Annotated in this window: 19 protein-coding genes; 15 read left to right on the top strand and 4 right to left on the bottom strand. The window is 68.5% G+C overall.

From position 1 onward, the window contains the following. Positions 1-18: 18 nt before the first annotated feature. On the bottom strand, positions 19-885 hold the full coding sequence (locus EAO79_RS14655; RefSeq protein ID WP_079002579.1) for a ParA family protein: 867 nt from the start codon (positions 883-885) through the stop codon (positions 19-21). A 73-nt stretch (positions 886-958) separates the two neighbouring features. On the opposite strand from EAO79_RS14655, the gene EAO79_RS14650 reads away from it, so the two are divergent. Then, complete coding sequence (locus tag EAO79_RS14650) at positions 959-4,366, top strand: pyruvate carboxylase (RefSeq protein ID WP_124769409.1); 3,408 nt, start codon at positions 959-961, stop codon at positions 4,364-4,366. Positions 4,367-4,455: 89 nt separating this feature from the next. Continuing rightward, positions 4,456-4,947, top strand: coding sequence for a peptide deformylase (locus EAO79_RS14645; RefSeq protein WP_124769408.1), 492 nt, complete (start codon positions 4,456-4,458; stop codon positions 4,945-4,947). Between the two features lie 54 nt (positions 4,948-5,001). Here EAO79_RS14645 and EAO79_RS14640 read toward each other — a convergent pair whose 3' ends face one another. Then, entirely contained in the window at positions 5,002-6,831 is a 1,830-nt protein-coding gene (locus tag EAO79_RS14640; RefSeq protein ID WP_124769407.1) for a long-chain fatty acid--CoA ligase, read from the bottom strand. Positions 6,832-7,018: 187 nt separating this feature from the next. Here EAO79_RS14640 and EAO79_RS14635 point away from each other — a divergent pair, with 187 nt between their 5' ends. From EAO79_RS14635 to EAO79_RS14625, 3 genes are all read left to right on the top strand, one after another. Then, complete coding sequence (locus tag EAO79_RS14635) at positions 7,019-7,972, top strand: ROK family glucokinase (RefSeq protein WP_079706022.1); 954 nt, start codon at positions 7,019-7,021, stop codon at positions 7,970-7,972. Positions 7,973-7,998: 26 nt separating this feature from the next. Next, positions 7,999-8,682 (top strand): 1-acyl-sn-glycerol-3-phosphate acyltransferase, encoded by a 684-nt coding sequence (locus tag EAO79_RS14630; protein ID WP_064297009.1) that lies wholly within the window; start codon positions 7,999-8,001, stop codon positions 8,680-8,682. Positions 8,683-8,801: 119 nt separating this feature from the next. Continuing rightward, positions 8,802-10,148, top strand: coding sequence for a class II 3-deoxy-7-phosphoheptulonate synthase (locus EAO79_RS14625; RefSeq protein WP_056005400.1), 1,347 nt, complete (start codon positions 8,802-8,804; stop codon positions 10,146-10,148). 87 nt (positions 10,149-10,235) lie between these two features. Here EAO79_RS14625 and pknB read toward each other — a convergent pair whose 3' ends face one another. After that, a complete protein-coding gene (gene pknB, locus EAO79_RS14620) occupies positions 10,236-12,182 on the bottom strand; it encodes a Stk1 family PASTA domain-containing Ser/Thr kinase (RefSeq protein ID WP_236555473.1) in 1,947 nt (648 codons plus the stop codon). A gap of 130 nt (positions 12,183-12,312) precedes the next feature. Between pknB and EAO79_RS14615 the strand changes: the two genes are divergently transcribed. Next, positions 12,313-12,654: an Rv2175c family DNA-binding protein gene (locus tag EAO79_RS14615; protein WP_064297006.1), complete on the top strand. Its 342-nt coding sequence runs from the start codon at positions 12,313-12,315 to the stop codon at positions 12,652-12,654. 25 nt (positions 12,655-12,679) lie between these two features. Here the strand turns inward: EAO79_RS14615 and EAO79_RS14610 are convergent, their stop codons facing one another. Then, a complete protein-coding gene (locus EAO79_RS14610; protein ID WP_064297005.1) occupies positions 12,680-13,780 on the bottom strand; it encodes a polyprenyl synthetase family protein in 1,101 nt (366 codons plus the stop codon). A 75-nt stretch (positions 13,781-13,855) separates the two neighbouring features. Here EAO79_RS14610 and EAO79_RS14605 point away from each other — a divergent pair, with 75 nt between their 5' ends. From EAO79_RS14605 to murD, 9 genes are all read left to right on the top strand, one after another. Then, the gene (locus EAO79_RS14605) at positions 13,856-14,230 is read left to right on the top strand and encodes a DUF3040 domain-containing protein (RefSeq protein ID WP_064297004.1); all 375 of its coding nucleotides are present in this window, start codon (positions 13,856-13,858) and stop codon (positions 14,228-14,230) included. A 314-nt stretch (positions 14,231-14,544) separates the two neighbouring features. Next, positions 14,545-14,976, top strand: a complete 432-nt coding sequence (mraZ, locus tag EAO79_RS14600; protein WP_064297003.1) for a division/cell wall cluster transcriptional repressor MraZ — start codon at positions 14,545-14,547, stop codon at positions 14,974-14,976. A 139-nt stretch (positions 14,977-15,115) separates the two neighbouring features. Then, on the top strand, positions 15,116-16,069 hold the full coding sequence (gene rsmH / locus EAO79_RS14595; RefSeq protein ID WP_124769406.1) for a 16S rRNA (cytosine(1402)-N(4))-methyltransferase RsmH: 954 nt from the start codon (positions 15,116-15,118) through the stop codon (positions 16,067-16,069). Beyond that, positions 16,066-16,659 carry a hypothetical protein gene (locus tag EAO79_RS14590; protein ID WP_124769405.1) on the top strand — a complete coding sequence of 198 codons (594 nt, stop codon included), beginning with the start codon at positions 16,066-16,068 and terminating at the stop codon, positions 16,657-16,659. The genes rsmH and EAO79_RS14590 overlap by 4 nt, the downstream gene beginning before the upstream one ends. Before the next feature lie 73 nt (positions 16,660-16,732). Next, complete coding sequence (locus EAO79_RS14585) at positions 16,733-18,505, top strand: penicillin-binding protein 2 (protein ID WP_079706019.1); 1,773 nt, start codon at positions 16,733-16,735, stop codon at positions 18,503-18,505. Between the two features lie 26 nt (positions 18,506-18,531). Continuing rightward, positions 18,532-20,076: a Mur ligase family protein gene (locus tag EAO79_RS14580; RefSeq protein ID WP_241160896.1), complete on the top strand. Its 1,545-nt coding sequence runs from the start codon at positions 18,532-18,534 to the stop codon at positions 20,074-20,076. Beyond that, complete coding sequence (gene murF, locus EAO79_RS14575; protein ID WP_124769403.1) at positions 20,076-21,482, top strand: UDP-N-acetylmuramoyl-tripeptide--D-alanyl-D-alanine ligase; 1,407 nt, start codon at positions 20,076-20,078, stop codon at positions 21,480-21,482. The genes EAO79_RS14580 and murF overlap by 1 nt, the downstream gene beginning before the upstream one ends. Further along, the gene (gene mraY / locus EAO79_RS14570; protein WP_079706018.1) at positions 21,479-22,576 is read left to right on the top strand and encodes a phospho-N-acetylmuramoyl-pentapeptide-transferase; all 1,098 of its coding nucleotides are present in this window, start codon (positions 21,479-21,481) and stop codon (positions 22,574-22,576) included. Before murF ends, mraY begins: the two co-directional genes overlap by 4 nt. Beyond that, positions 22,573-24,084 (top strand): UDP-N-acetylmuramoyl-L-alanine--D-glutamate ligase, encoded by a 1,512-nt coding sequence (gene murD, locus EAO79_RS14565; protein ID WP_124769402.1) that lies wholly within the window; start codon positions 22,573-22,575, stop codon positions 24,082-24,084. The genes mraY and murD overlap by 4 nt, the downstream gene beginning before the upstream one ends. Positions 24,085-24,088: the final 4 nt, after the last annotated feature.

Genomic DNA, 24,088 nt, shown 5'->3' with positions numbered 1-24,088 from the left:
AACGGTCTCGCCGCGACCTCAGCTGTCGGTGGAGGGTGCCTCGACGGCAGCGGGACTCGTGACGGCAGCCGGCTCCGGGGGAGCGCCGTCGGCGTACTCGCCGACGCGGCCCGTGCGCAGCACGCGGTCGAGGAGCGAGTCGAAGTTCTTCGCCATCTCCTGCGCCGTGTCACCCGGCCACACGTGGACGGGCTTGGCGGCACCCTGAGCCTGCTGGAGTGACGTGCGCTCCAGCAGCTGCGGGTTGAGGATGAGGGGACCGAACATGTCGCGCAGTTCCTTGATGCGGAACTGGTGCTCCATCGACTGCGGACGCACCCGGTTGACGATGATGCCGAGCGGCTGCAGCCGGGGGCTCAGCCCACGACGGATCTCCTCGACGGCGCGGAGGGCGCGGTCGGCTGCGGAGACCGAGAACAGGCCCGGCTCCGTGACGACGGCGACGCGATCGCTCGCCGCCCAGGCGGTGCGGGTGAGCGCGTTGAGCGAGGGGGCGCTGTCGATGAGGACGAGGTCGTACTCCTCCTCGACGTGCGCGAGTGCCTCTTCCAGGCGCCAGATGTCGCGGATGCTGGGGTGCGGGCCGTCGAAGTTGATCGCAGACGGGCTGCCGATCATGACGTCCATCTTGCCCGGGTGGATCTTCGTCCAGCCGCTCGCCACGATCGCCTGCTCGACGATCTTCTTCTTCGGCGAGGTCAGCACGTCCGTCACCGTGAGGTGCCCTGCGACGTCGACGGCCATGCCGGTCGAGACGTCGGATTGGGGGTCGAGATCCACGACCAGCGTGCGGATGTCCTTCGAGAACGCGGCGGAAGCCAGGCCAAGGGTGACGGTGGTCTTGCCGACGCCCCCCTTCAGGGAGCTAACGCTGAGTACATGCACAAGGCTCAACGTTACCGTGACTAGGCTAGGGAATCTCAACGTTTGCTGAGTTGGCTGTTGTGGGAAGGGTTCCATGTTCAGGAAGATTCTTGTCGCCAATCGCGGAGAGATCGCCATCCGGGCGTTCCGTGCCGCGTACGAGCTGGGGGCGAAGACGGTTGCGGTGTTCCCCTATGAGGACCGCAACTCGATGCATCGGCTGAAGGCCGATGAGGCTTACCAGATCGGCACGGAGGGTCATCCGGTGCGCGCCTACCTCGACGTCTCGGAGATCATCCGCGTCGCGAAGGAGTCGGGCGCCGACGCGATCTACCCCGGGTACGGCTTCCTCTCCGAGAATCCGGAACTGGCCGAGGCCGCTCGAGCCGCCGGCATCACCTTCATCGGTCCGCCGTCCTCCGTCCTGGAGATGGCCGGCAACAAGGTGACCGCGAAGGAGCACGCCATAGCGGCCGGGGTCCCGGTCCTGAAGTCCACGCCGGCCAGCCGCGACATCGAAGAGTTGCTCGCCGGTGCCGCCGACATCGGGTTCCCGATCTTCGCGAAGGCGGTCGCCGGTGGTGGTGGACGAGGCATGCGCCGCGTCGACAACGCCGAGGACCTCCGCGGCGCCCTCGAGGCCGCCATGCGTGAGGCGGACAGCGCCTTCGGCGACCCGACGATGTTCCTCGAGCAGGCCGTCGTCCGCCCCCGGCACATCGAGGTCCAGATCCTGGCGAGCGCCGACGGCGAGACCATCCACCTCTTCGAGCGCGACTGCTCGGTGCAGCGCCGGCACCAGAAGGTCGTCGAGATCGCGCCGGCCCCGAACCTCGACGAGGACACTCGTCAGGCCATGTACCGCGATGCCATCGCGTTCGCCAAGTCGATCGGCTACGTCAACGCCGGGACGGTCGAGTTCCTCCTCGACACCGCGGGGGAGCGGGCCGGACAGCACGTGTTCATCGAGATGAACCCGCGTATCCAGGTCGAGCACACCGTGACCGAGGAGGTCACCGACGTCGACCTCGTCCAGTCGCAGATGCGCATCGCCGCCGGCGAGTCGCTCGGCGACCTCGGCCTCACGCAGGAGTCCCTGCACCTCCGCGGCTTCGCGCTCCAGTGCCGCATCACCACCGAGGACCCCACGGCTGGCTTCCGTCCAGACACCGGGAAGATCACGACCTACCGCTCTCCGGGCGGCGGCGGCATCCGACTCGACGGCGGCACGGTCGCCTCCGGTGCACAGATCAGTCCCCACTTCGACTCGATGCTCGCGAAGCTCACCTGCCGTGGGCGCACCTTCGAGGCGGCCGTCACGCGAGCCAAGCGCGCCCTCGCCGAGTTCCGCATCCGCGGCGTCTCCACGAACATCCCCTTCCTGCAGGCGGTCCTCGAGGACGCCTCGTTCGTGGCCGGCGACCTCAGCACCTCCTTCATCGACGAGCGTCCGCAGCTCCTGCGCGGGCACGTCTCGAAGGACCGCGGGACGAAGATCGTCAACTGGCTCGCCGACGTCACGGTCAACCAGCCCAACGGGTCGCGTCCGTCCGGCGCGGACCCGGTCGACAAGCTGCCCGCGATCGACATCACCACCGACGCCCCGGCCGGCTCGCGTCAGCGACTGCTCGAGCTCGGCCCGAAGGGCTTCGCTGACGCCCTCCGCGCTCAGACCGCCCTCGCCGTGACCGAGACCACCTTCCGCGACGCCCACCAGTCGCTCTTGGCCACGCGCGTCCGGACGAAGGACCTCCTGGCGGTCGCACCGTTCGTCTCCCGGCTCACCCCCGAACTGCTGTCCGTCGAGGCCTGGGGTGGCGCGACGTACGACGTGGCCCTCCGCTTCCTCGGTGAGGAGCCGTGGGAGCGACTGGCCTCGCTGCGGCAGGCGATGCCGAACATCGCGATCCAGATGCTGCTGCGCGGCCGGAACACCGTCGGCTACACGCCGTATCCCACGGAGGTGACGAACGCCTTCGTGCGGGAGGCCGCCGACACCGGGATCGACATCTTCCGGATCTTCGACGCCCTCAACGACGTGTCGCAGATGCGCCCCGCCATCGATGCGGTCCTGGAGACGGGGACGACCGTCGCGGAGGTCGCCGTCTGCTACACCGGTGACCTGCTGAACCCGGCCGAGGACCTCTACACCCTCGACTACTACCTCCGTCTCGCCGAGAAGATCGTCGAGTCCGGTGCCCACGTGCTCGCCATCAAGGACATGGCGGGGCTCCTCCGTCCGTCCGCGGCGGCCAAGCTCGTCGCGGCGTTCCGCGAGCGGTTCGACCTGCCGGTCCACGTGCACACGCACGACACCCCCGGTGGACAGTTGGCGACCCTCCTCGCGGCGAGCAACGCGGGCGCCGACGCCGTCGATGTCGCGAGCGCGCCGATGGCCGGCACGACGAGTCAGCCGTCCGCGTCCTCGCTGGTCGCCGCGCTGGCCCACACGGAGCGCGACACCGGCATCTCCCTGCAGGGGATCGCCGACCTCGAGCCCTACTGGGAGGCCGTCCGCGCGATGTACCGGCCGTTCGAGTCAGGACTCGCGGGCCCGACCGGTCGCGTGTACACGCACGAGATCCCGGGCGGTCAGCTGTCGAACCTCCGCCAGCAGGCGATCGCCCTGGGACTCGCAGACCACTTCGAGCTCATCGAGGACATGTACGCGGCCTCCAACAAGATCCTCGGTCGGGTGCCCAAGGTGACCCCGTCGAGCAAGGTCGTCGGCGACCTCGCGCTCCACCTCGCCGCCGTCAAGGCGGACCCGGCCGACTTCGAGGCCAACCCCGACAAGTACGACGTCCCGGACTCCGTCGTGGGGTTCATGGCGGGCGAACTCGGGGGACTCCCGGGCGGATGGCCAGAGCCGTTCCGCTCGAAGGTCCTCGCCGGTCGTTCGGTCGACATCGGGATCACGCCGATCTCCGCTGAAGATCAGGCCGCACTCGACGGCGAGTCCGCCGAGCGCCGCTCGACCCTCAACCGGTTGTTGTTCCCGGCGCCGACCAAGCAGTTCGAGCAGCAGCGCGACCTGTACGGCGACCTCTCCGTCGTCGACACCGCCGACTACCTGTACGGCCTCGAGCCGGGCATGGAGCACGTCGTCGAGATCGACAAGGGCGTCCGGCTGTTCGTCGGGCTCGAAGCGATCGGTGCGGCCGACGAGAAGGGCATGCGCACCGTCATGGCGACCCTCAACGGTCAGTTGCGACCGGTGTTCGTCCGCGACCGCAGCATCGAGGTCGACTCCCGCGCTGCCGAGAAGGCCGACACCTCCGTCCCCGGCCAGGTGGCCGCGCCGTTCTCCGGCGTCGTGACCGTCAAGGTCGCCGTCGGCGACCGCGTCGAGGCGGGCCAGCCGGTCGCCTCGATCGAGGCCATGAAGATGGAGGCGGCGATCACGACCGCCGTCGCCGGCATCGTCGAGCGCCTCGCCATCCCGGCGACCCAGCAGGTCGAGGCGGGCGACCTGCTCGTCGTCGTGAAGCCGAGCGCCTGACTCTCCCGAGACCGGCCGCGTCCCTCCTCGAGGCGACGCGGCCGGTCTCCGCGTCCACCACACCTGTCCCGCCCGGAAGGATCCAACCCGTGACGACACGACCCATCAGACACTTCGGTGACCCGGTCCTGAAGGCTCCGACGGCCGAGGTCGTCACGATCGACGACGACATCCGCAGCCTCGTCCGCGATCTCGTGGACAGCGTGGAGCTCCCCGGTCGTGCCGGCGTCGCCGCCACGCAGATCGGCGTCGGACTCCGCGTGTTCAGCTACAACGTCGACGGCGTCATCGGGTACCTCATCAACCCGAAGCTCGTCGAGTTGCGCGGTGAACTCGAGGAGATCGGCGAGGGCTGCCTGTCGGTGCCCGGGCTCTGGTTCCCGACGCCGCGCCATCCCTACGCGCGTGCCGTCGGCATCGACCTCGACGGGCAGGAGCTCGTCGTCGAGGGTGAAGGACTCCTCGCCCAGGCGCTGCAGCACGAGACCGACCACCTCGACGGCATGCTCTACCTCGACCGATTGTCGAAGGAGCACCGTCGCGAGGCGATGAAGCAGGTCCGCGAGAGCGACTGGTTCTAGACGCCGGTCGACGGGCCCGGCGGTCGTCGACCGACCGCCGAGCCCGTCGAGGCGCTACTTCAGGGACATCCCCTGGGTCTCGGGCGAACCCGCTCCGAGGTACATGCCCTCGATCGTCTCCGCGAAGTCCTTGAGGATCACGTTCCGCTTGATGCTGAGCTTCGGCGTGAGGTGACCGCTCGCCTCCGTGAGCTCGTCGTCGAGGATGACGAACTTGCGGATCGACTCCGCGCGGGACACCTTGGTGTTGGCCTCGTCGATGGCGCGCTGGACGGCGGCGAGCACTGCGGGGTTCCGAGCAGCCTCGGCGGCGCTCATCGACGCGTCCTGGCCGTTGTTGGCGAGCCATGACGGCAGCATCTCGGTGTCGAGCGTGATGAGGGCGCTGATGAACGGCTTCTGATCGCCGACGACGACGACCTGTCCGACGACCGGGGTCGCGCGGATCGGGTCCTCGAGCGCCGCCGGGGCGACGTTCTTCCCGCCGGCGGTGACGATGATCTCCTTCTTCCGCCCGGTGATCGTGAGGAAGCCGTCGGCGTCGAAGGACCCGATGTCGCCGGTGCGGAACCAGCCGTCGTCGAAGGCCTCCGCCGTCGCCTCGGGGTTCTGCCAGTACTCCTTGAAGACGTTGATCCCACGCACCTCGACCTCGCCGTCGTCGGCGATGCGGAGCGAGACACCGGGGAGTGCCGGTCCGACCGTGCCGATCTTCGACTTCTGGGCGAGGTTGACCGTTGCAGGCGCGGTGGTCTCGGTGAGGCCGTAGCCCTCGAGGATCACGATGCCGAGCGCGTGGAAGAAGTGGCCGAGTCGCGGACCGAGTGGAGCGCTGCCGGAGACCGCGTAGCGCACCCGGCCGCCCATGGCCGTGCGGATCTTCGACAGCACGAGGCGGTCGAGGACCCGGAACTTCATCTTCAGGCCGAACGGCACGGAACCGCTCTCCAGGGCCTTCGAGTAGGCGATCCCGGTCTCGGCGGCTGCGCGGAAGATCTTGCCCTTGCCGCCGGCCTCGGCCTTCTGCTCGGAGGAGTTGTAGACCTTCTCGAAGACCCGGGGGACCGCGAGGAGGAACGTCGGCTTGAAGGTGCCGAGCGAGGGGAGCAGCTGCTTCGTGTCCGGCTGGTGGCCTGTCTTCACGCCGGAGTGCACGCACAGCACGGCGATGAAGCGCGCGAAGATGTGCGCCGTCGTGATGAAGAGGAGGGTGGAGGCGCCGGGAGCGGACACGACGTCCTTGAGTGCGACGGCCGAGTTCCGCGACAATTCGACGAAGTTGGAGTGGGTGAGGACGCAGCCCTTCGGCCGGCCGGTCGAGCCGGAGGTGTAGATGAGGGTCGCCATGTCGGAACCCACCGCGAGGTTGCGGCGGCGTTCGATCTCCTCGTCGGGGACGTCGACGCCGGCGGCCGCGATCTTGTCGAGGTCTCCGAGGTCGATCTGCCAGACCCGTGCCACATCGGGGAGGTCGCCGTGCACCTCGTCGAAGCGGGCGAACTGGTCGGGCGTCTCGACCAGCACGCTCGTCGCTCCCGAGTCGCTGAGGATCCACTGCACCTGGCTCGGCGAGCTGGTCTCGTAGATCGGGACGAGGAGTGCTCCGGCGAACCACACGGCGAAGTCGATGAGGGTCCACTCGTACCGGGTCTTGCACATGAGCCCGATCTTGTCGCCGGGTTCGATCCCCGCGGCGACGAGCCCCTTCGCCAGGGCGACGACCTGGGCGTGGAACTCGGCGGTGGTCACGTCCACCCACTCCGACCCGCGGGGAACGGCGAACAGTGCGGCGTCGGGCGCAGCAGCCAGGCGCTTCACGAGCAGATCGGTCGCATTGGCGGATGGGTCTGCTGCGACGACTGCAGGGACGTCGAACTGTTCCACGGCAACTCCTTCGGTACCAGGTCGGCAAGATGTGGCTCCATCCTAGAGCACGGGTGTTTGCGCGGTTTCTGTGGCGCGCAGACGCTCAGTAGACTCGACTGCGGCGCGCGGGCGACCGACTCTACTGACGGTCGGTCACACGCCGCTGCCGGTATCGGCGACATCAGGACAGGGAGACGGCACCGTTATGGCAAACGCGATCGGCATCGACATCGGCGGGACGAAGATCGCGGGCGGGGTCGTCGACGACGACGGCCGGATCCTCGCGGCCGGGCGCACGCCGACGCAGGCCTCCGATCCCGACGCCATCATCGACGACGTCGTCGCCATGGTCCGGTCCTTGGACGACGGCAGCATCTCGAGCGTCGGCGTCGCCGCCCCCGGGTTCTTCGACGCCACTCGCTCGACCGTCTACTACTCGCCGAACATCGCCTGGCGGAACGAACCCCTGCAGGCCCGGCTGGCCGCGCGGTTGCCCGACAAGGTCGTGACCATCGAGAACGACGCGAACGCCGCGGGTTGGGCCGAGTTCCGGTTCGGTGCGGGGCGCGAGGAACGCAGCATGGTCATGGTGACGATCGGCACGGGTGTCGGCGGAGCGATCGTCCTCGACGACCGGCTCCTCACCGGTGGCTTCGGCAGCGGTGCGGAACTGGGACACATGCGCCTCATCCCGGACGGTCTGCCCTGCGGCTGCGGCGCGCGTGGCTGCGTCGAGCAGTACTGCTCGGGGAACGCGTTGCTCCGACTCGCGAACGAGGCAGCGGACGCCGGTGGCGACGGTGCCGCCCTCGCCCGAGCCCGGGTGGCGGCCGGCGGGCTGCTGAACGGACACCACGTCTCCGCCCTGCTCGAGTCCGGTGATCCCGGCGCCCTCCGGTGCCTCAACGAGCTCGCCGATCTGCTGGGGCAGGCCCTCGCGAGCATGTCGGCCATCCTCGACCCCAACATCTTCGTGATCGGCGGCGGCGTCGCCCAGGCCGGCGACCTCCTCCTGGACCCCGTTCGTGAGGCGTTCCTGACGCACCTCCCGGCGCGCGGGTTCCACCCGGAGCCGTCCTTCAGCATCGCGCAGCTCGTGAACGACGCCGGTGTCATCGGCGCCGGCGATCTCGCCAGGAGCGCCCTCGTCCTCGGCTGACGACGACGGCAAGACGGAGGAGCACGATGTTCTACTGGTTCATGAAGTACCTGGTCGCCGGCCCGATCCTGAAGTCGATCTTCCGGCCGTGGGTGATCGGCGCCGAGAACATCCCGGAGCACGGCGGCGCGATCATCGCCAGCAACCACCTGTCCTTCATCGACTCGGTGATCCTCCCGCTGTGCGTCGATCGGCGGATCTCCTTCCTGGCCAAGAGCGAGTACTTCCGCGGCAAGGGCTTCGGCGGCTGGGCCACGAAGACCTTCATGCTCGGCACGGGGCAACTCCCGATCGACCGGTCGGGAGGCAAGGCCTCCGAAGCCTCGCTCAACACCGGACTCGCGGTCCTCGGCGGCGGTCACCTGCTCGGGATCTACCCGGAAGGCACGCGCAGTCCCGACGGGACGATGTACCGAGGCCGCACCGGGGTCGCGCGGATGGTGCTCGAGGCCGGGGTCCCCATCGTCCCCGTCGCGATGATCGACACCGAGAAGGTCATGCCCATCGGCACGAAGCTGCCCCGGATCCGTCGGATCGGGATCGTCATCGGCAAGCCGCTCGACTTCTCGCGGTTCGAGGGTATGGAGGGGGACCGCTTCATCCTCCGCAGCGTCACGGACGAGTTGATGGTCGAGCTCCGCAAGCTCTCGGGCCAGGACTATCGCGACGTCTACGCCACGAGCGTCAAGGAGCGCGCCGCGTCGGCGTGACGCTAAGCTGAAAAACCGGGCCGCGATCGCGGTCCGTTCCCCCTTCCGGGCGGGCTCCGGAGCGCGTCCGGTCGAAGAGAAACAGGAAATCCGTGTCCCACGCTACAGAACCAGTCGTCATGGCCGAACCCTCGGTGATCGCCGGACTGGACTATTGGCGTGAGCTGCCGATCAAGCAGCAGCCGTCATGGCCGGACCAGGCCGCGGTGGCGCGTGCCTCCGCCGAACTCGCGACGCTCCCTCCGCTCGTCTTCGCCGGCGAGGTCGACATCCTGCGCGACCGGTTGGCCCGGGCGGCGAGCGGCAATGCATTCCTGCTCCAGGGCGGCGACTGCGCGGAGACCTTCGCCGGTGCGACGGCCGAGCAGATCCGCAACCGTGTGAAGACGGTCCTGCAGATGGCCGTCGTGCTCACGTACGGTGCGTCGATGCCGGTCGTCAAGATGGGCCGGATGGCCGGGCAGTTCGCCAAGCCGCGCTCCAACGACTCCGAGACGCGGGGCGACGTCACCCTGCCCGCCTACCGCGGCGACATCGTCAACGGCTACGACTTCACCCCGGAGTCGCGCACGGCCGACCCCGCTCGGCTCGTCAAGGGTTACCACACCTCCGCATCGACGCTGAACCTCATCCGGGCGTTCACCCAGGGCGGGTTCGCCGACCTCCGCGAGGTCCACAGCTGGAACAAGGGGTTCGCCGCCAACCCGGTGAACCACCGGTACGAGGGACTGGCGCGCGACATCGATCGTGCGATCAAGTTCATGGAGGCGGCCGGAGCCGACTTCGACCAGCTGCGCGGTGTGGAGTTCTACTCGAGCCACGAGGCGCTGCTCATGGACTACGAGCGACCGATGACGCGGATCGACTCGCGGACCGGGACGCCGTACAACACCTCGGCCCACTTCGTGTGGATCGGTGAGCGGACCCGTGAGCTCGACGGCGCGCACGTGGACTTCCTGTCGCGCGTGCGCAACCCGATCGGCGTGAAGCTCGGCCCCACCACCTCGGCCGACGACATGCTGCGTCTCATCGACAAGCTCGACCCCGAGCGCGAGCCCGGGCGCCTGACGTTCATCACGCGGATGGGTGCGGGCAAGATCAGGGACGCCCTGCCTCCGCTGCTCGAGGCGATCAAGGGTGCCGACGCGACGCCGCTGTGGGTCACCGATCCGATGCACGGCAACGGACTCACGACGCCCACCGGCTACAAGACGCGCCGCTTCGACGACGTCGTGGACGAGGTCAAGGGGTTCTTCGAAGCCCACCGCGCCGCAGGGACGCACCCGGGAGGCATCCACGTCGAGCTCACCGGCGACGACGTCACCGAATGCCTCGGTGGCTCCGAGCAGATCGACGAGGCGACCCTGGCGACGCGGTACGAGTCGCTGTGCGATCCGCGCCTCAACCACATGCAGTCGCTCGAGCTCGCCTTCCTCGTGGCGGAGGAGCTCGCCGCCGCGAAGTAGGTCTCACACGACGAAGCGCCCATGCCGGGTTCGGCATGGGCGCTTCGTCGTCTGGCAGCTGCGTGGGTGGATCGCGCTTCGCCGTGGCTACAGACCGAAGTCGGTGATGTTGACGGTCGAGCCCTTCTTGACGGACTTGCCCGCCGGGGGATCGGTCTTCTTCACCTTGAAGATGTCGCGGAAGGCCTCGGCTACGGCGATGTCACCCACGGTGAACCCTGCGTCCTGCAGCGTCGTGATGGCCTGGTTGATCGTCTGGCCGGTGGTGTCCGGGACGGCGACCAACTCGACGCCCTTCGACACGATCAGCGTGACGTCGTCGCCCGGGATGAACGCCGTCTCGTTCCCGTCGGCATCGGTCTTGGCCTGGATGCCGATGACCTGCCCCGCGGGGATCGTGTCGTCGAACGCCTCGTCCGAGGCACCCACGCCGAGCCCGACGGATTCGAGGGCGTCGCGCGCCTGGTCCGGCGTCATCCCCGAGACCGAGGGCACCTGTCCGGCCGAGACGAGCAACGTCACCGTGGAGCCCTGGAAGGACGGTCCGCCCTGGCTGTAGTCGGCGCCCGAGGTCGCGTCGGTCGCCGCGAGCACGATGTCCTTCGCAATGCTCGGGTCGAATTGCTGGTTCACGGTGCCGACGGCGACGCCGAGCGCGTCCAACTGCTGTTCGGCGTCGGATTGTGCGAGCCCGGCGAGGACCGGGATGTCCACCGGCTGCGGTCCCTGCGAGACGAGGACCGTGACGGAGCTTCCCTTGTCGATCTTCGAGCCGGACGGCGGATCGCTGCCGGCGACCGTGCCGGCCGGGACGGTGAGGCTGAACGTCGCGCCTTCGACGGGCACGAAGCCCAGCTCCACGAGTTTGGCGGACGCCTGGTCGAAACTCCCGTCGGCGACGTTCGGGACCTCGACGAGCGAGCCGGGGCCCTGGCCGAAGTACCATCCGGTTCCACCGGCGAGCGCGGCGAGCATGAGGACGATCGTGAACAGCGCGACGCCCACGCGGCTGCGCTTGCGGGCCTTCGTGGCGAGCTTGCCCGGACCGTCCGTCGCGTCGGCGCGCACCGGGACCTGCTGCGGTTTGGTGTTGCGGCCGATGACCTGGGTGACGTCGTCGGCGTGCTCGCTCGAGTAGGAGGCCGGCATGACGATCGTGGGCTGCGCCCCGGTGGCGACCGAGGTGAACCCGAGACTGGATTCGATGGAGCGCAGGCGCTCGAGCATCTCGCCGGCGTTCGACGGACGATCGTCCGGTTCGCGCTCAGTCGCCCAGAAGACGAGGTCGTCGAGTTCCTTCGGGACGGCGGGGTTCTTGGCGCTCGGTGCCGGGACCGACTCGTTGGCGTGCTGGTAGGCGATCTGCATCGGCTGCTCGCCCTTGTAGGGCTGTTCGCCGGTGAGCATCTCGTAGAGCATGATCCCGAGCGCGTAGATGTCGCTCCGCGCGTCGGCCTGTCCACGGGTGACGAGTTCGGGGGAGAGGTAGGCGATCGTCCCGAGGAGTGCCTGGCCGGTGGCCGTGTTCGCGCTCGCGGCTCTCGCGAGGCCGAAGTCGCCGATCTTGATGCGTCCGTCGTCGGCGAGGAGGACGTTCTCCGGCTTGACGTCGCGGTGGACGATGCCGGCGCGGTGCGCGGCGGCGAGGCCGGACAGCACGGCGTCGAGGATGTCGGCGGCCTGCCGCGGGGTCAGTGTGCCGTTGTCGCGGATGAGGTCGCGGAGGGTGATGCCCGGCAGGTGCTCCATGACGAGGTATGCCATGTCGGAGTCCTGGCCCTGGTCGAACACGCTGACGACATGCGGGTTCGCGAGCCGCGCGGCGGATCGCGCCTCCTGGATGAATCGGTTCTTGAACGTCGTGTCGTCCGAGAGGTGGCCGTGCATGACCTTGATCGCGACGCGCCGTTCCAGCCGGAGGTCCGTGGCGAGGTAGACCGTCGCCATGCCGCCACGGGCGATGCGTGAGCGCACCTGATATCTCCCGTCGAGGAGACGGCCGATCATCGGATCGGTCTGCTGGTTGCTACTCACCAGTCGAGTGTATGGAACGTCGAGCGCGAAGAGCTGTCAACACCCCGGGAGGGCGGCGAGGTGCCTGGATCGTTACCCGAACGCGATCCGACGGCGCCGAGCGGAGCGCGGTCGTGGCAGACTGCTGTGCGTGACTGAGCAGAATTCCGAACTCGTGTGGTTCACCCTTCCCGATCTGGCGACCGAACTCGGGCTGCCGATCCGCCGCATCCGCCAGTACCTCGAGGAGCGCGACCTCCTCGCCGTCCGACGTGACGGCGTGCTGCAGGTGCCGTCGTCGTTCATCGCGGACGGCGGGCCGGTGCACAACCTGCGCGGCACGCTCACGCTGCTGTCCGACAACGGCTTCGACGATGAGGCCGCAATGGTCTGGATGCTCGAGGACGACGACGCGATCGGGACCTCGCCGATCCAAGCCCTCCGCGAGGGACGTCGTTCCGAGGTGCGCCGGGTGGCTCAGGCGCTCGCCTGATCCCGCGCCGTCCGAGCCGGACGGCTCAGGTCTCGCGGCGTGCGACCGCGACCGCGAGGCCGCGCAGGTGGGCCCGGGCGTCGTCGTTGATCGGAGCCTCGCCCAATGCGGAGAGCGCCCGCGCGACGTGGTCCTGGATGAGCTTCTCCACCTGGTCGACGGCCCCGCTGTCGCGGATGGTCGCTTGGAGCAGGCCGATCTGGTCGTCGTCGAGTTCGGGATCCCCGAGCAGCTCGTCGAGGATGGCGCGCGCGCCCGGCTGGAGGGCCTCCCTCGTGAGCGCGATGAGGATGGTTCGCTTCCCTTCGCGGAGGTCGTCGCCACTCGGCTTGCCGGTCACGGCGGGATCGCCGTAGACGCCGAGGAGGTCGTCGCGCAGCTGGAAGGCGATGCCGAGGGGGAGGCCGTACCCGCGGAGCGACGCGAGCTGCTGCTCGTTCCCGCCACCGAGGAGCGCCCCGAGCGCGAGCGGGGACTCGATGCTGTACTTGGCCGATTTGAAGATCAGGACGCGCTCGGCCCGGCGGCGCTGTTCGTCGTCGGCGGCGTCGCGCCAGGCGCGCTCCTCGAGGATGTCGAGGTACTGGCCGGCCGTGACCTCGGTCCGCATCCGGTTGAACTCGGCCCGCGCTGCGCGAGCGGCGGTGCGGTCGTCCAGCTGGTCGAGTCCGTCGTCGAGGAGTTCGTCGCTCCAGCCGAGGAGCAGGTCGCCGAGGAGTGTGGCGGCTCCGGTGCCGAAGGTGGTCGGGTCGCCGTCCCATCGGCTGCGACGGTGCAACTCCGCGAAGGAGACGTGAGCCGACGGTGCACCCCGGCGGGTGTCGGAGTTGTCGATGATGTCGTCGTGGACGAGCGCCGCGGCGTGGAACAGCTCGAGTGCTCCACACGTCGCGATGACGGTCTCGAGGCCGCCCTGGCCGCTGGCGTGCCTCCCGGTCGAGACGGCCTGCCAGCCCCGGAAGCAGAACTGTGCTCGGAACCGCTTCCCACCGCTGAGAAATTCCCGGGAGAAGTCGAGGAACGGGGAGAGCTCCGGGCCGATCTGCGCGACAATGGAGCTTCGCGAGGAGAGAAAGTCGGAGAGCCCGCGGCCCACCAGGGTGGCGAGTTCATTGCTTTCGATCACGCACCTAGCCTAGTCATGCTTCGGTGGCTAGACTCGATCAACAACGTCGCGTCGTGTGACCTTGAGGGGAATCAGATGCCACTTTCAGAGCAGGAGCAACGGCTCCTCGATGAGATGGAACGCCACCTCTACCGCAGCGATGCCGATTTCGTCTCCAAGGTCAGCGCTGGCGCGGGCAAACCGAGTTACCGCGGAATCGCGCTCGGCTCCCTCATCGCGGTGGTCGGGGCGATCGGCCTCGTGCTCGGAGTCGTGATCCAGCAGCCCATCGTCGGTCTGCTCGGGTTCGCGATCATGCTCACGGGCGTGCTCGTGGCGACGAAGCCGACCCGGGCTCCACTCGAACAGCCGCGACCTCGTCAGGCTGCGCCGGCAGGACAGAAGTCCTCGCGTCTGATGGACCGCTTCAACGACCGCTGGGACAAGCGCCAGTCGGGCGACGAGCGGTAGCGAGGCCCGGTCTCCTGGTCGCTCCTCGGTCGGCCACCTGACTCCACTTCCCTCCCTCGCGGCGCCGCCGCACCACGACTCCAAACGGGGCCGATCTTCGGATCGGCCCCGTTTCGTCGTTTCGGGCCCTCCCTGATCGTCCCGAGTATGGCAAAACCCCTCCATTTCCCTCCACCCCGCAGAGTCCTGACTTTGCGGGGTTTTTTCATGAGCAAATGGTCCAATGTGGGGGAATGTGCTGCATCGGTGGTGCAAAGTGGAGTAAAGTGGAGCCCAACCAAGATGTTGGCCAGAACGATTGGGGGCGGGGGCGTATGTTCCTCGGTAGTCACGCCCCCAAACTCGACGAAAAAGGCCGCATCATCCTGCCGGCGAAGTTCCGCGATGAGCTCTCCGGCGGGGTCGTCATGACTCGAGGCCAGGAGCACTGCATCTACGTCTTCAGCACGCGGGAGTTCGAGGCGCTCCACGAGAAGATCCGCCAGGCTCCGGTCACCAGCAAGCAGGCTCGCGACTACCTGCGCGTGTTCCTCTCCGGAGCGAGCGCCGAGACCCCCGACAAGCAGCACCGCGTGACCATTCCGTCCAACCTCCGCCAGTACGCCGGGCTCAGCCGCGACCTCGTGGTCATCGGCGCCGGCAGCCGCGCGGAGATCTGGGACGCCGAGGCATGGGAGTCCTACCTCGCCGAACAGGAGAGCGTCTTCTCCGAGACCGCCGAGGAGGTGATCCCCGGACTCTTCTAGTGCCCTGCCCCCTGACTCCCAGCCGTCCCGCCCTGACACACTTCCCCGGTGCCAGGTCGGAGCCCGCCCTGACACACTTCCCCGGTGCCAGGTCGGAACGGATGGGGATCAGGGGTCAGGGACCGTCCGGATTACGCATATGGCCATCAACGACATCCACACCCCGGTCCTCCTCGAGCGATGCATCGAGTTGCTCGCCCCCGCCGTGTCCCACGAGGGCGCGGTCCTCATCGACGCCACGCTCGGCATGGCGGGCCACGCCGAAGCGATGCTCGAGCGGTTCCCGCAGTTGACCCTCATCGGGCTCGACCGAGACCTCGATGCACTCGACATCGCTCAGGAGCGGCTCGAGCGCTTCGGGTCGCGAGCCCGGTTCGTCAAAGCCGTCTACGACGACATCGACGAGGCGGCCGAGGAGCTCGGGTTCCCACAGGTGGACGGGATCCTGTTCGACCTCGGTGTCTCCTCACTGCAACTCGATCGGACCGAACGCGGCTTCTCGTACTCGCAGGACGCGCCACTCGACATGCGGATGGACGCCTCGAGCGAGCTGACGGCGGAGACGATCCTCGCCACCTACGACGAGGTCGCACTTCGGAAGATCTTCTGGGAGTACGGCGACGAGAAGTTGGCGCAGCGCTACGCGCGTCGCATCGTCGAGGAACGCCAGCAGCGACCCCTGACGAGTTCCGGTCAGCTCGTCGAGCTCATCGATCGGGCCACGCCGGCAGCCGCACGTCGCACCGGCCACCCGGCCAAGCGGGTCTTCCAGGCGCTGCGCATCGAGGTCAACGCGGAGCTGTCGGTCCTCGAGGCCGCCGTGCCCCGCGCCCTCGACCTGCTGCGGGTCGGAGGCCGGATCGTGTTCCTGTCCTACCAGTCGCTGGAGGACCGGATCGTCAAGCGCGAGCTCCAGACCCGGGCGAAGTCGACCACACCGGCGGGCCTGCCCGTCGAACTCCCGGAGCACAGTGCGGAGCTGAAGCTCCTCGTCAAGGGCGCCGAACTCGCCACCGAGGCGGAGATCGACGAGAACCCCAGAGCGAAACCCGTGCGACTCCGCGCGGCTGAACGGCTGAGGAGGCCAGCATGAGCGGAGCGACCGCAGCACTCGATCTCGCACCCGAACGGCTCGGACGCGCTCGGCCGCAGCCGACGCGGACCGCCCCCCAACGGCAGCACATCCGTGCGGTCACGACCGGGGCGCGCTCGAAGCTCCGACCACGGCCCATGTACGCGGTCATCGTCGTCGGTGCGGTCGTCGCCATCGTCGTGGGCCAGTTGCTCCTCAGCGTCGGGCTGAGCCAGGGCGCCTACCAGATCCAGCAGCTCGAGGGGAAGCAGGTCGAACTCGGCCGCACCTCGGCCGCGCTGGCCGAGGACCTCGACCGCCTCGCCTCGCCGCAGTACCTCGCCGTCAACGCGCAGGCACTCGGCATGGTGGGCAACTCGCTCCCGACCTACCTCCGGCTCTCCGACGGCGCTGTGCTGGGGACGCCCACGCCGGCGTCGGCGAGCACGAGTCCGATCTTCAACGCCGCCCTCGTGCCGAACGCACAGGCAGCGACGCTCCCGCTCGTCGGCGGACAGAACGCCGCCGCCGCAGACGGCGCGTCGAGCCAGGAAGCTGTCACACCGCCCGTACCGTTGCAGGACGGGCTGCCGTCGCCGACCACACGATGACCGGACGGATGACGGTGGAGGACGACGCCCTGCTCGGAGGTGCGACGTCAGGAGAGGACGCGGTGCGGGCATCATGGTGAGACACACGAAGACCACGCGCCGACGCCTCGCGTTCACCATCGTCGCGGTCTCCATCGTGATGACGCTGTTCGTCCTGCGTCTGGTCGACATCCAGGTGGTCCGCGCGAGTGCCTTGAGCGCCGAATCCCTCGAGAAGACCGAGACGGGCGACACGATCCTCGCCACCCGCGGCAGCATCCTCGCCTCCGACGGTTCGGTGCTCGCCGAAGCGGTCATGCGCTACAGCATGGCGGCATCTCCGAAGGACGCCGGCCCGTTCGAACGCGACGTCGACGGCACCGAGCAGACGATCACCCTCGAGCAGGCGACGAACGAGATCGGCGCGATCATCGGGAAGCCCGGCCCGGAGGTCCTCGCGCTCATCACGGACGCCCTCGCCGCGGACAAGGACTCGCTCTACGCCCTCCTTGCGAAGAAGCTCACCCTCGACCAGCTCCGCGCGCTCAAGGCGTTGGAGATCCCGTGGACGACCTTCAAGGAAGAGCCGTACCGGGTGTACCCGAACGGTGCCGTCGCCGGCAACATCGTCGGCTTCGTCGGCGAGGAGGGCGAGGCGCAAGCGGGCGTCGAACTCATGGAGAACTCCTGCCTCGCGGGGGAGGACGGTCGCACGACCTATGAGAAGGGCAGCGGCGGTCTCCCGCTCCCCGGCACCACGGTGACGAAGCCGGCGAAGGACGGCGGCGACGTCGTGCTCACGCTCGACAAGGACATCCAGTGGTTCTCGCAGCAGTCGCTCGCCGCGCAGGCCGAAGCGGTCGGTGCGAGCTGGGGCGTCGTCACGGTGATGGAGGTCAAGACCGGCAAGCTCCTCGCCGTCGCCGAGTACCCGGCCGTCGACCCCGGCAACGTCAGCGCGACGCCTGCCGAGGACCGAGGCTCACGTGCCTTCGCGGCACCGTTCGAACCGGGATCGACGTACAAGTCCCTCACCGCCGCCGCACTCATCGACCAGGGTGTCGCGAACCCGAACTCCCAGGTGGTCGCTCCGTTCCGGTACAAGCCGTCGAACGGTGCCGACATCAACGACAGCGAGTTCCACGAGGACATGAACCTCACGCTGGCGGGTGTCATGGTCGAGTCGTCCAACACGGGGATCTCACAGTTCGGCGAGAAGATGAGTGCCGACACCCGTTACGCGTATTTCCAGAAGTTCGGTCAGCTCCAGAAGACCGAGGTCGGCTTCCCGAGCGAGTCCGGAGGCCTGATGTCCGACCCGGCGGACTGGGACAACCAGACGGACTACGCGACCATGTTCGGCCAGGGCTTCTCGACGACCGCCATCCAGGGTGCCAGCCTCTACCAGACGATCGCGAACGGTGGCGTCAGGATGCCGGTGCAGCTCGTCGAGGGGTGTCGCAACGCGGACGGCACGGTGACGGACGTCCCCGACGCGACCGGAACGCAGGTCGTCTCGCCCGATGCCGCGAAGCAGGTCAGCGACATGCTCGAGATGGTCGACCAGGAGAGCTGGGTCGCTGCGAACGTCGACGTTCCCGGCTACCGCGTCGCGATGAAGACCGGAACGGCCCAGCAGCCGGACGGCGATGGCGGATACAGCTCGAGTTACCTCGTCTCGATGGCCGGCTTCGCACCCGCCGAGGCCCCGCAGTTCGTCGTTTCGGTGAACCTGGCGGACCCGGTTAAGATGAACACATCGGCTGCGGTCGCTCCCATCTTCCGGGATGTGACCACCCAGGTGCTGAAGAGCAGGGGAGTGCAGCCGTCCACGGAGCCGGCACCGAACCTGCCGCTCAGATTTTGAACGACCTCATGAAGGATGGGCTCAGCGTGAACAATCAGGGCCCGATCAGCCTCAGACCGGAACATCCGCAACGGCGGGCGCTCTCGCAGCTGGTGACCGAATTCGACCTCGACCTGCACGGATCAGCCGACGGCGTGGAGATCAGCGGTGTCAGTCTGAGCTCCGGTGCCGTCGAGCCCGGTGACCTCTACATCGGCATGCCGGGTGTCCGTGCCCACGGCGCCGCGTACGCGGAGCAGGCGAAGGAACGTGGCGCTGTCGCGGTGCTCACGGACGACGCCGGACGAGACCTGGCCGCAGCGGCCGGTCTGCCGATCATCGTCGTGCCGGAGCCGCGTGCCGCCCTCGGCCACCTCGCCGCCTGGGTGTACCGCACCGCCGAGGAGCCACCGACGTTGTTCGGCGTGACCGGTACCAACGGCAAGACGAGCGTGGTCTACCTCCTGAGCGGCATGCTCGCGCAACTCGGGATCGTCTCCGGTCTGAGCTCGACCGCGGAGCGGCGCATCGGCGACCTCGCGGTGACGAGCTCCCTCACCACGCCGGAGGCCAGCGAGCTGCACGCGTTGCTCGCGCGCATGCGCGAGTCCGAGGTGCGCGCGGTCGCCATCGAGGTCTCCGCCCAGGCGCTGACCAGGCACCGCGTCGACGGCATCGTCTTCGACGTCGTCGGCTTCACCAACCTCAGTCACGACCACTTCGACGACTACGGCGACTTCGACGAGTACTTCGCGGCCAAGCGGGAGCTGTTCGAACCCGACCGGGCCCGACGAGGCGTGGTCACGATCGATTCCGACTGGGGCGGCCGGCTCGTCGAGCAGAGCCGGATCCCGGTGACGACCCTGACGACCCGCCCGGAGGTCGACGCCGACTGGCGCATGACGATCCTCGAGGAGACCGCCGGTTCCACGACGTTCCGCCTCGACGGCCCCGGCGACCAGGTGCTCGTGACGAGCGTGCCGCTGCTCGGCTGGTTCATGGCGGCGAACGCCGCGCTCGCGATCGTGATGCTCGTCGAGTCCGGTGTTGAGTTCGACATGATCGCTCAGTCCCTCGAGCGGGACGGTGGCATCGACGCCTACATCCCCGGGCGTGCCGAGCGGATCAGCGGCGACCGCGGCCCGGTCGTGTACATCGACTACGGGCACAGCCCAGACGCGTTCCTCAACACCCTCGCGGCCATCCGGGCCGTCACGCCGGGCCGGGTCATCATGGTGTTCGGCGCCGACGGAGACCGCGACACGACGAAGCGTCGCGACATGGGCGCGATCGCGGCCCGGGGTGCCGACGTCGTGGTGGTCACCGACTTCCATCCACGGAGCGAGGACCCGGCGTCGATCCGACGCGTGCTCCTCGAAGCCGCCCGCGAAGCCGCACCGGACGGCGAGTTGCACGAGGTCGCCGACCCGGCGACCGCGTTCCGCACCGCCCTCGCGCTGGCCGGTCAGGGCGACACCATCCTCTACGCCGGACCTGGGCACGAGGACTACCACGAGGTGGCCGGTGTGAAGCTCCCGTACTCGGCGCGCGACGACTCGCGCGACGCGCTGCGTGAGGCAGGGTGGCTCTGATGATCGACCTGACCCTCACCGAGATCGCCGCGGCGACCGACGGCCGACTGATCCCCGGTACGGCTGACCCCGGCCTCGTCGTGTCCGGCGTCGCCGACACCGACTCCCGACTCATCACGCCCGGCGACATCTTCGTCGCGAAGCCCGGCGAGGAGACCGACGGACATCTGTTCGCCGATGCGGCGGTCGCGAACGGCGCCGCCCTGCTCCTCGTCGAACGAGAATTGGCCGTCGCCGTGCCGCAGATCGTCGTCGAGAACTCCGTGACCGCGCTCGGTGCCCTCGCCACCGAGGTCATCACGAGGGTGCGCGCGCTCGGACGACTCCGGATCGTCGGTATCACCGGCTCCAACGGCAAGACCACGACCAAGAACCTCCTCGCCGCGGTCCTCGAGCGCGTCGGGGAGACGGTCAGCCCCAAGGCCTCCTTCAACAACGAGGTCGGAGCGCCGATCACCATGCTGCGCGTGACGAACGAGACGCGGTTCCTCGTCGCGGAGATGGGTGCCAGCGGCATCGGCGAGATCGCCCGACTCATCCGCATGGCGAAGCCCGACATCGGCGTGGTCCTGAAGGTCGGACTCGCCCACGCGGGGGAGTTCGGCGGGATCGAAGCGACCGTCACGGCGAAGACCGAGATGGTGTCCGAGCTGCTCCCGGAGGATGTCGCCGTCCTCAACCTCGACGATCCACGGGTGGCCGGTATGGCCGATGCCACCCGGGCACGCGTGCTCTGGTTCGGCCTCGATGACCGCGCCGCCGTTCGAGCGACCGACATCGTCGCGACGGCGTCCGGGACCGCGTTCACGCTGCACCTGCCCGACGGTTCCTCTGCGCCCGTCCGGTTCAAGGTGCTCGGTGAGCACCACGTCATGAACGCCCTCGCCGCGGCCGCAGCCGCCCACGAACTCGGCGTGGAGATCGACCTCATCGTCGACGCCCTCGAGAGCGTGAGCAGGGCGGAGCGGTGGCGGATGGAGCCCCTCGGCGGACGCGACGACGTGTCCATCATCAACGACGCTTACAACGCGAGCCCCGACTCGATGTCGGCCGCCATCCGGACCCTCGCCCAGATCGGGGCTGAACGCGGCCGGACCATCGCGGTGCTCGGTGCCATGAGCGAACTCGGCGACTGGGCGGGGGAGGAACACGACCGCATCGGACTCCAGGTCGTCCGGCTCGGCATCGGCCGCCTCGTCGTGGTCGGCCCCGAGGCCCGCCGCATGCACATCACCGCGATCAACGAAGGGTCGTGGGACGGCGAGTCGGTGTACTTCGCGACCGCGGACGAGGCGTTCGCCTACTTGAGCGCGGAGATCGCCCCGGGCGACACCGTGCTCGTGAAATCGTCGAACGCGGCCGGGCTCCGGTTGCTGGGCGATCGACTGGGGGAGTTGTACGCATGAGAGTCCTGTTGGCCGCGGGAGCGATCTCGCTGGCGTTCTCCCTCTTCCTGACCCCGCTCTTCATCAGAGCGTTCCGCAAACTCGCCTGGGGTCAGTTCATCCGCGACGACGGACCGCAGAGCCACCACACCAAGCGCGGAACCGCGACGATGGGCGGCGTCATCATCATCGTCGGTACCCTCGTCGGCTTCTTCGCGAGCTATCTGATCTTCCAAGAGCAGGTCGGCGTCTCGGCGCTCCTGGTCCTGTTGATGATGGTCGGACTCGGCATCGTCGGGTTCATCGACGACTTCCTGAAGGTCCGCAAGAAGCAGAGCCTCGGACTCGGTGGATGGGCGAAGGTCTCCGGGCAGCTCATCGTCGCGACGGTGTTCGCCGTCCTGGCGATCAACTTCCCGAACACCGAGGGGTTCACCCCGGCATCGACGAACATCTCGATCATCCGCGACATCCCGATCAACTTCATGGCGATCGGCATCCCGGTGATCGGCATCCTGCTGTACATCCTCTGGACCTCGGTGATCGTGGCGGCGACGTCGAACGGCGTGAACGTCACCGACGGGCTCGACGGGCTCGCCACCGGTGCCTCGATCCTCGCGATCGGCTCGTACATCATCATCGGGTTCTGGCAGTTCAACCAGTCCTGCTTCAGCTCCTCGCTCGCCTCCGACGTGGCCTACAAGTGCTACGACGTCCGGGATCCGCTCGACCTCGCCGTGGTCGCCGCGGCGATCGTGGGCGCGCTCATCGGGTTCCTCTGGTGGAACACCTCGCCGGCACAGATCTTCATGGGCGACAGCGGTTCGTTGGCGCTCGGTGGAGCACTCGCGGCGCTGGCGATCCTCAGCAAGACCGAGCTCCTCCTGGTGCTCGTCGGTGGGCTGTTCGTGATCGAGGCCGGCTCCGTGATCGTGCAACGCGCCTACTTCAAGGTGACCCACGGCAAGCGCATCTTCCTCATGAGCCCCATCCATCACCACTTCGAACTCAAGGGTTGGGCTGAGGTCACCGTCGTCGTCCGCTTCTGGATCATCGGTGGTCTGCTCGTCGCCGCGGGTGTGGGTTCCTTCTACCTCGAGTGGCTGAGCCGTTGAGCGCCGAGCGCCTCGACGGACTCCGGAGCTGGCACGCCGACTGGCGCGGACTCCGGGTCGCCGTCCTGGGGCTCGGCATGACCGGGTTCTCCGTCGCTGACACGCTCACCGAGCTCGGCTCGGAGGTACTGGTCCTGGCCGGCGAGGCCGCGGACGAACGTGCCGAACTCGTCGGCGTCATCGGTGCGCGGCTCATCCAGCGGGACCTGTCGACCGTGCCGTCCGAGCTCGTGGAGTTCGCTCCGGAACTCGTCGTCGTGTCACCCGGCTTCCACCCCGACCACCCCGTCGTCGCGTGGGCGCAGGCGGCCGGGGTCGCCGTCTGGGGCGACATCGAGCTCGCCTGGCGGGTCCGCGACAAGGTCGGCACCCCGGCCGAGTGGATATGCGTCACCGGCACGAACGGCAAGACCACGACCGTTCAGCTGACGGCGTCGATGCTCGTCGAGGCGGGCTTCCGGGCGGCGCCCTGCGGCAACATCGGCGTCCCGGTCCTGGACGCCGTCCGTGATCCGCAGGGCTTCGACTTCTTCGTCGTCGAGCTCTCGAGTTACCAGTTGCACACCCTCGGCCTGCAGGGCGGTCGGAGCATCGTCTCGCCGCTCGCCAGCGTCTGCCTGAACCTCGCCGACGACCACCTCGACTGGCACGGCTCCGCCGCGGCGTACCGGGCGGCGAAGGCCGTGGTGTACGAGAACACGAAAATCGCGTGCGTCTACAACCGCGCTGACGCGGCGACGATGTCGATGGTCGAGGAGGCCGAGGTCGTCGACGGCGCCCGAGCCGTCGGGTTCGGCCTCGACGTCCCCGGACCGAGCGACTTCGGCGTCGTGGACGGCATCCTGGTCGACCGCGCGTTCCTCGACGACCGTCGGACGAGCGCCCTCGAGATCACGACGGTCGAAGCGCTCGCCCAGCGCGGGCTCGCCGCCCCGCACATCGTCGCCAACATCCTGGCGGCAGCGGCACTCGCCCGGGCCGCCGGCATCACGGTCGAGGCCGTGCGCGACACCCTGCTGTCGTTCGGCCTGGACGCGCACCGGATCCAGCTCATCGCGCGGAGGCTCGAGGTGGACTGGATCGACGACTCGAAGGCCACCAATCCGCACGCCGCCGACGCCTCGCTCGCCGCCTACCGCTCGGTGGTGTGGATCGTCGGAGGCCTGTTGAAGGGCGTCTCGATCGATCATCTGGTGGAGCGGCACGCCGACCACCTGCGCGCGGCCGTCGTGATCGGCGCCGACCGCTCGGAGGTCCTCGCGGCATTCGCGCGACACGCGCCGACCCTGACCGTCATCGAGGTCGACGCAGCGGAGACTGAACACGTCATGCCGGAGGCCGTTCGCCGGGCCGCCGAGGTCGCGCAGGCAGGGGACACCGTGCTCCTCGCTCCTGCAGCCGCCTCGATGGACCAGTTCACGGACTACGGACACCGTGGTCGCCTGTTCCAGGCCGCCGTCGAAGCAGAGCTGGGAGGTGAGGCGGATGATCGATCCGCCTCGCGCTGACCCG

The sequence above is a fragment of the Plantibacter sp. PA-3-X8 genome (assembly GCF_003856975.1).
GTDB classification, from domain to species: Bacteria; Actinomycetota; Actinomycetes; order Actinomycetales; family Microbacteriaceae; genus Plantibacter; species Plantibacter auratus.
This window is presented reverse-complemented; position numbering and strand designations above follow the sequence as displayed.

Excerpts from the sequence above, each read along its gene's own strand:
- murF (WP_124769403.1), top strand. The coding sequence starts at position 20,076 with ATGATCGACCTGACCCTCACCGAGATCGCCGCGGCGACCGACGGCCGA.
- mraZ (WP_064297003.1), top strand. The coding sequence starts at position 14,545 with ATGTTCCTCGGTAGTCACGCCCCCAAACTCGACGAAAAAGGCCGCATC.
- EAO79_RS14635 (WP_079706022.1), top strand. The coding sequence starts at position 7,019 with ATGGCAAACGCGATCGGCATCGACATCGGCGGGACGAAGATCGCGGGC.
- EAO79_RS14625 (WP_056005400.1), top strand. The coding sequence starts at position 8,802 with ATGGCCGAACCCTCGGTGATCGCCGGACTGGACTATTGGCGTGAGCTG.
- EAO79_RS14585 (WP_079706019.1), top strand. The coding sequence starts at position 16,733 with ATGGTGAGACACACGAAGACCACGCGCCGACGCCTCGCGTTCACCATC.
- EAO79_RS14650 (WP_124769409.1), top strand. The coding sequence starts at position 959 with ATGTTCAGGAAGATTCTTGTCGCCAATCGCGGAGAGATCGCCATCCGG.
- mraY (WP_079706018.1), top strand. The coding sequence starts at position 21,479 with ATGAGAGTCCTGTTGGCCGCGGGAGCGATCTCGCTGGCGTTCTCCCTC.
- EAO79_RS14630 (WP_064297009.1), top strand. The coding sequence starts at position 7,999 with ATGTTCTACTGGTTCATGAAGTACCTGGTCGCCGGCCCGATCCTGAAG.
- EAO79_RS14590 (WP_124769405.1), top strand. The coding sequence starts at position 16,066 with ATGAGCGGAGCGACCGCAGCACTCGATCTCGCACCCGAACGGCTCGGA.
- rsmH (WP_124769406.1), top strand. The coding sequence starts at position 15,116 with ATGGCCATCAACGACATCCACACCCCGGTCCTCCTCGAGCGATGCATC.
- EAO79_RS14605 (WP_064297004.1), top strand. The coding sequence starts at position 13,856 with ATGCCACTTTCAGAGCAGGAGCAACGGCTCCTCGATGAGATGGAACGC.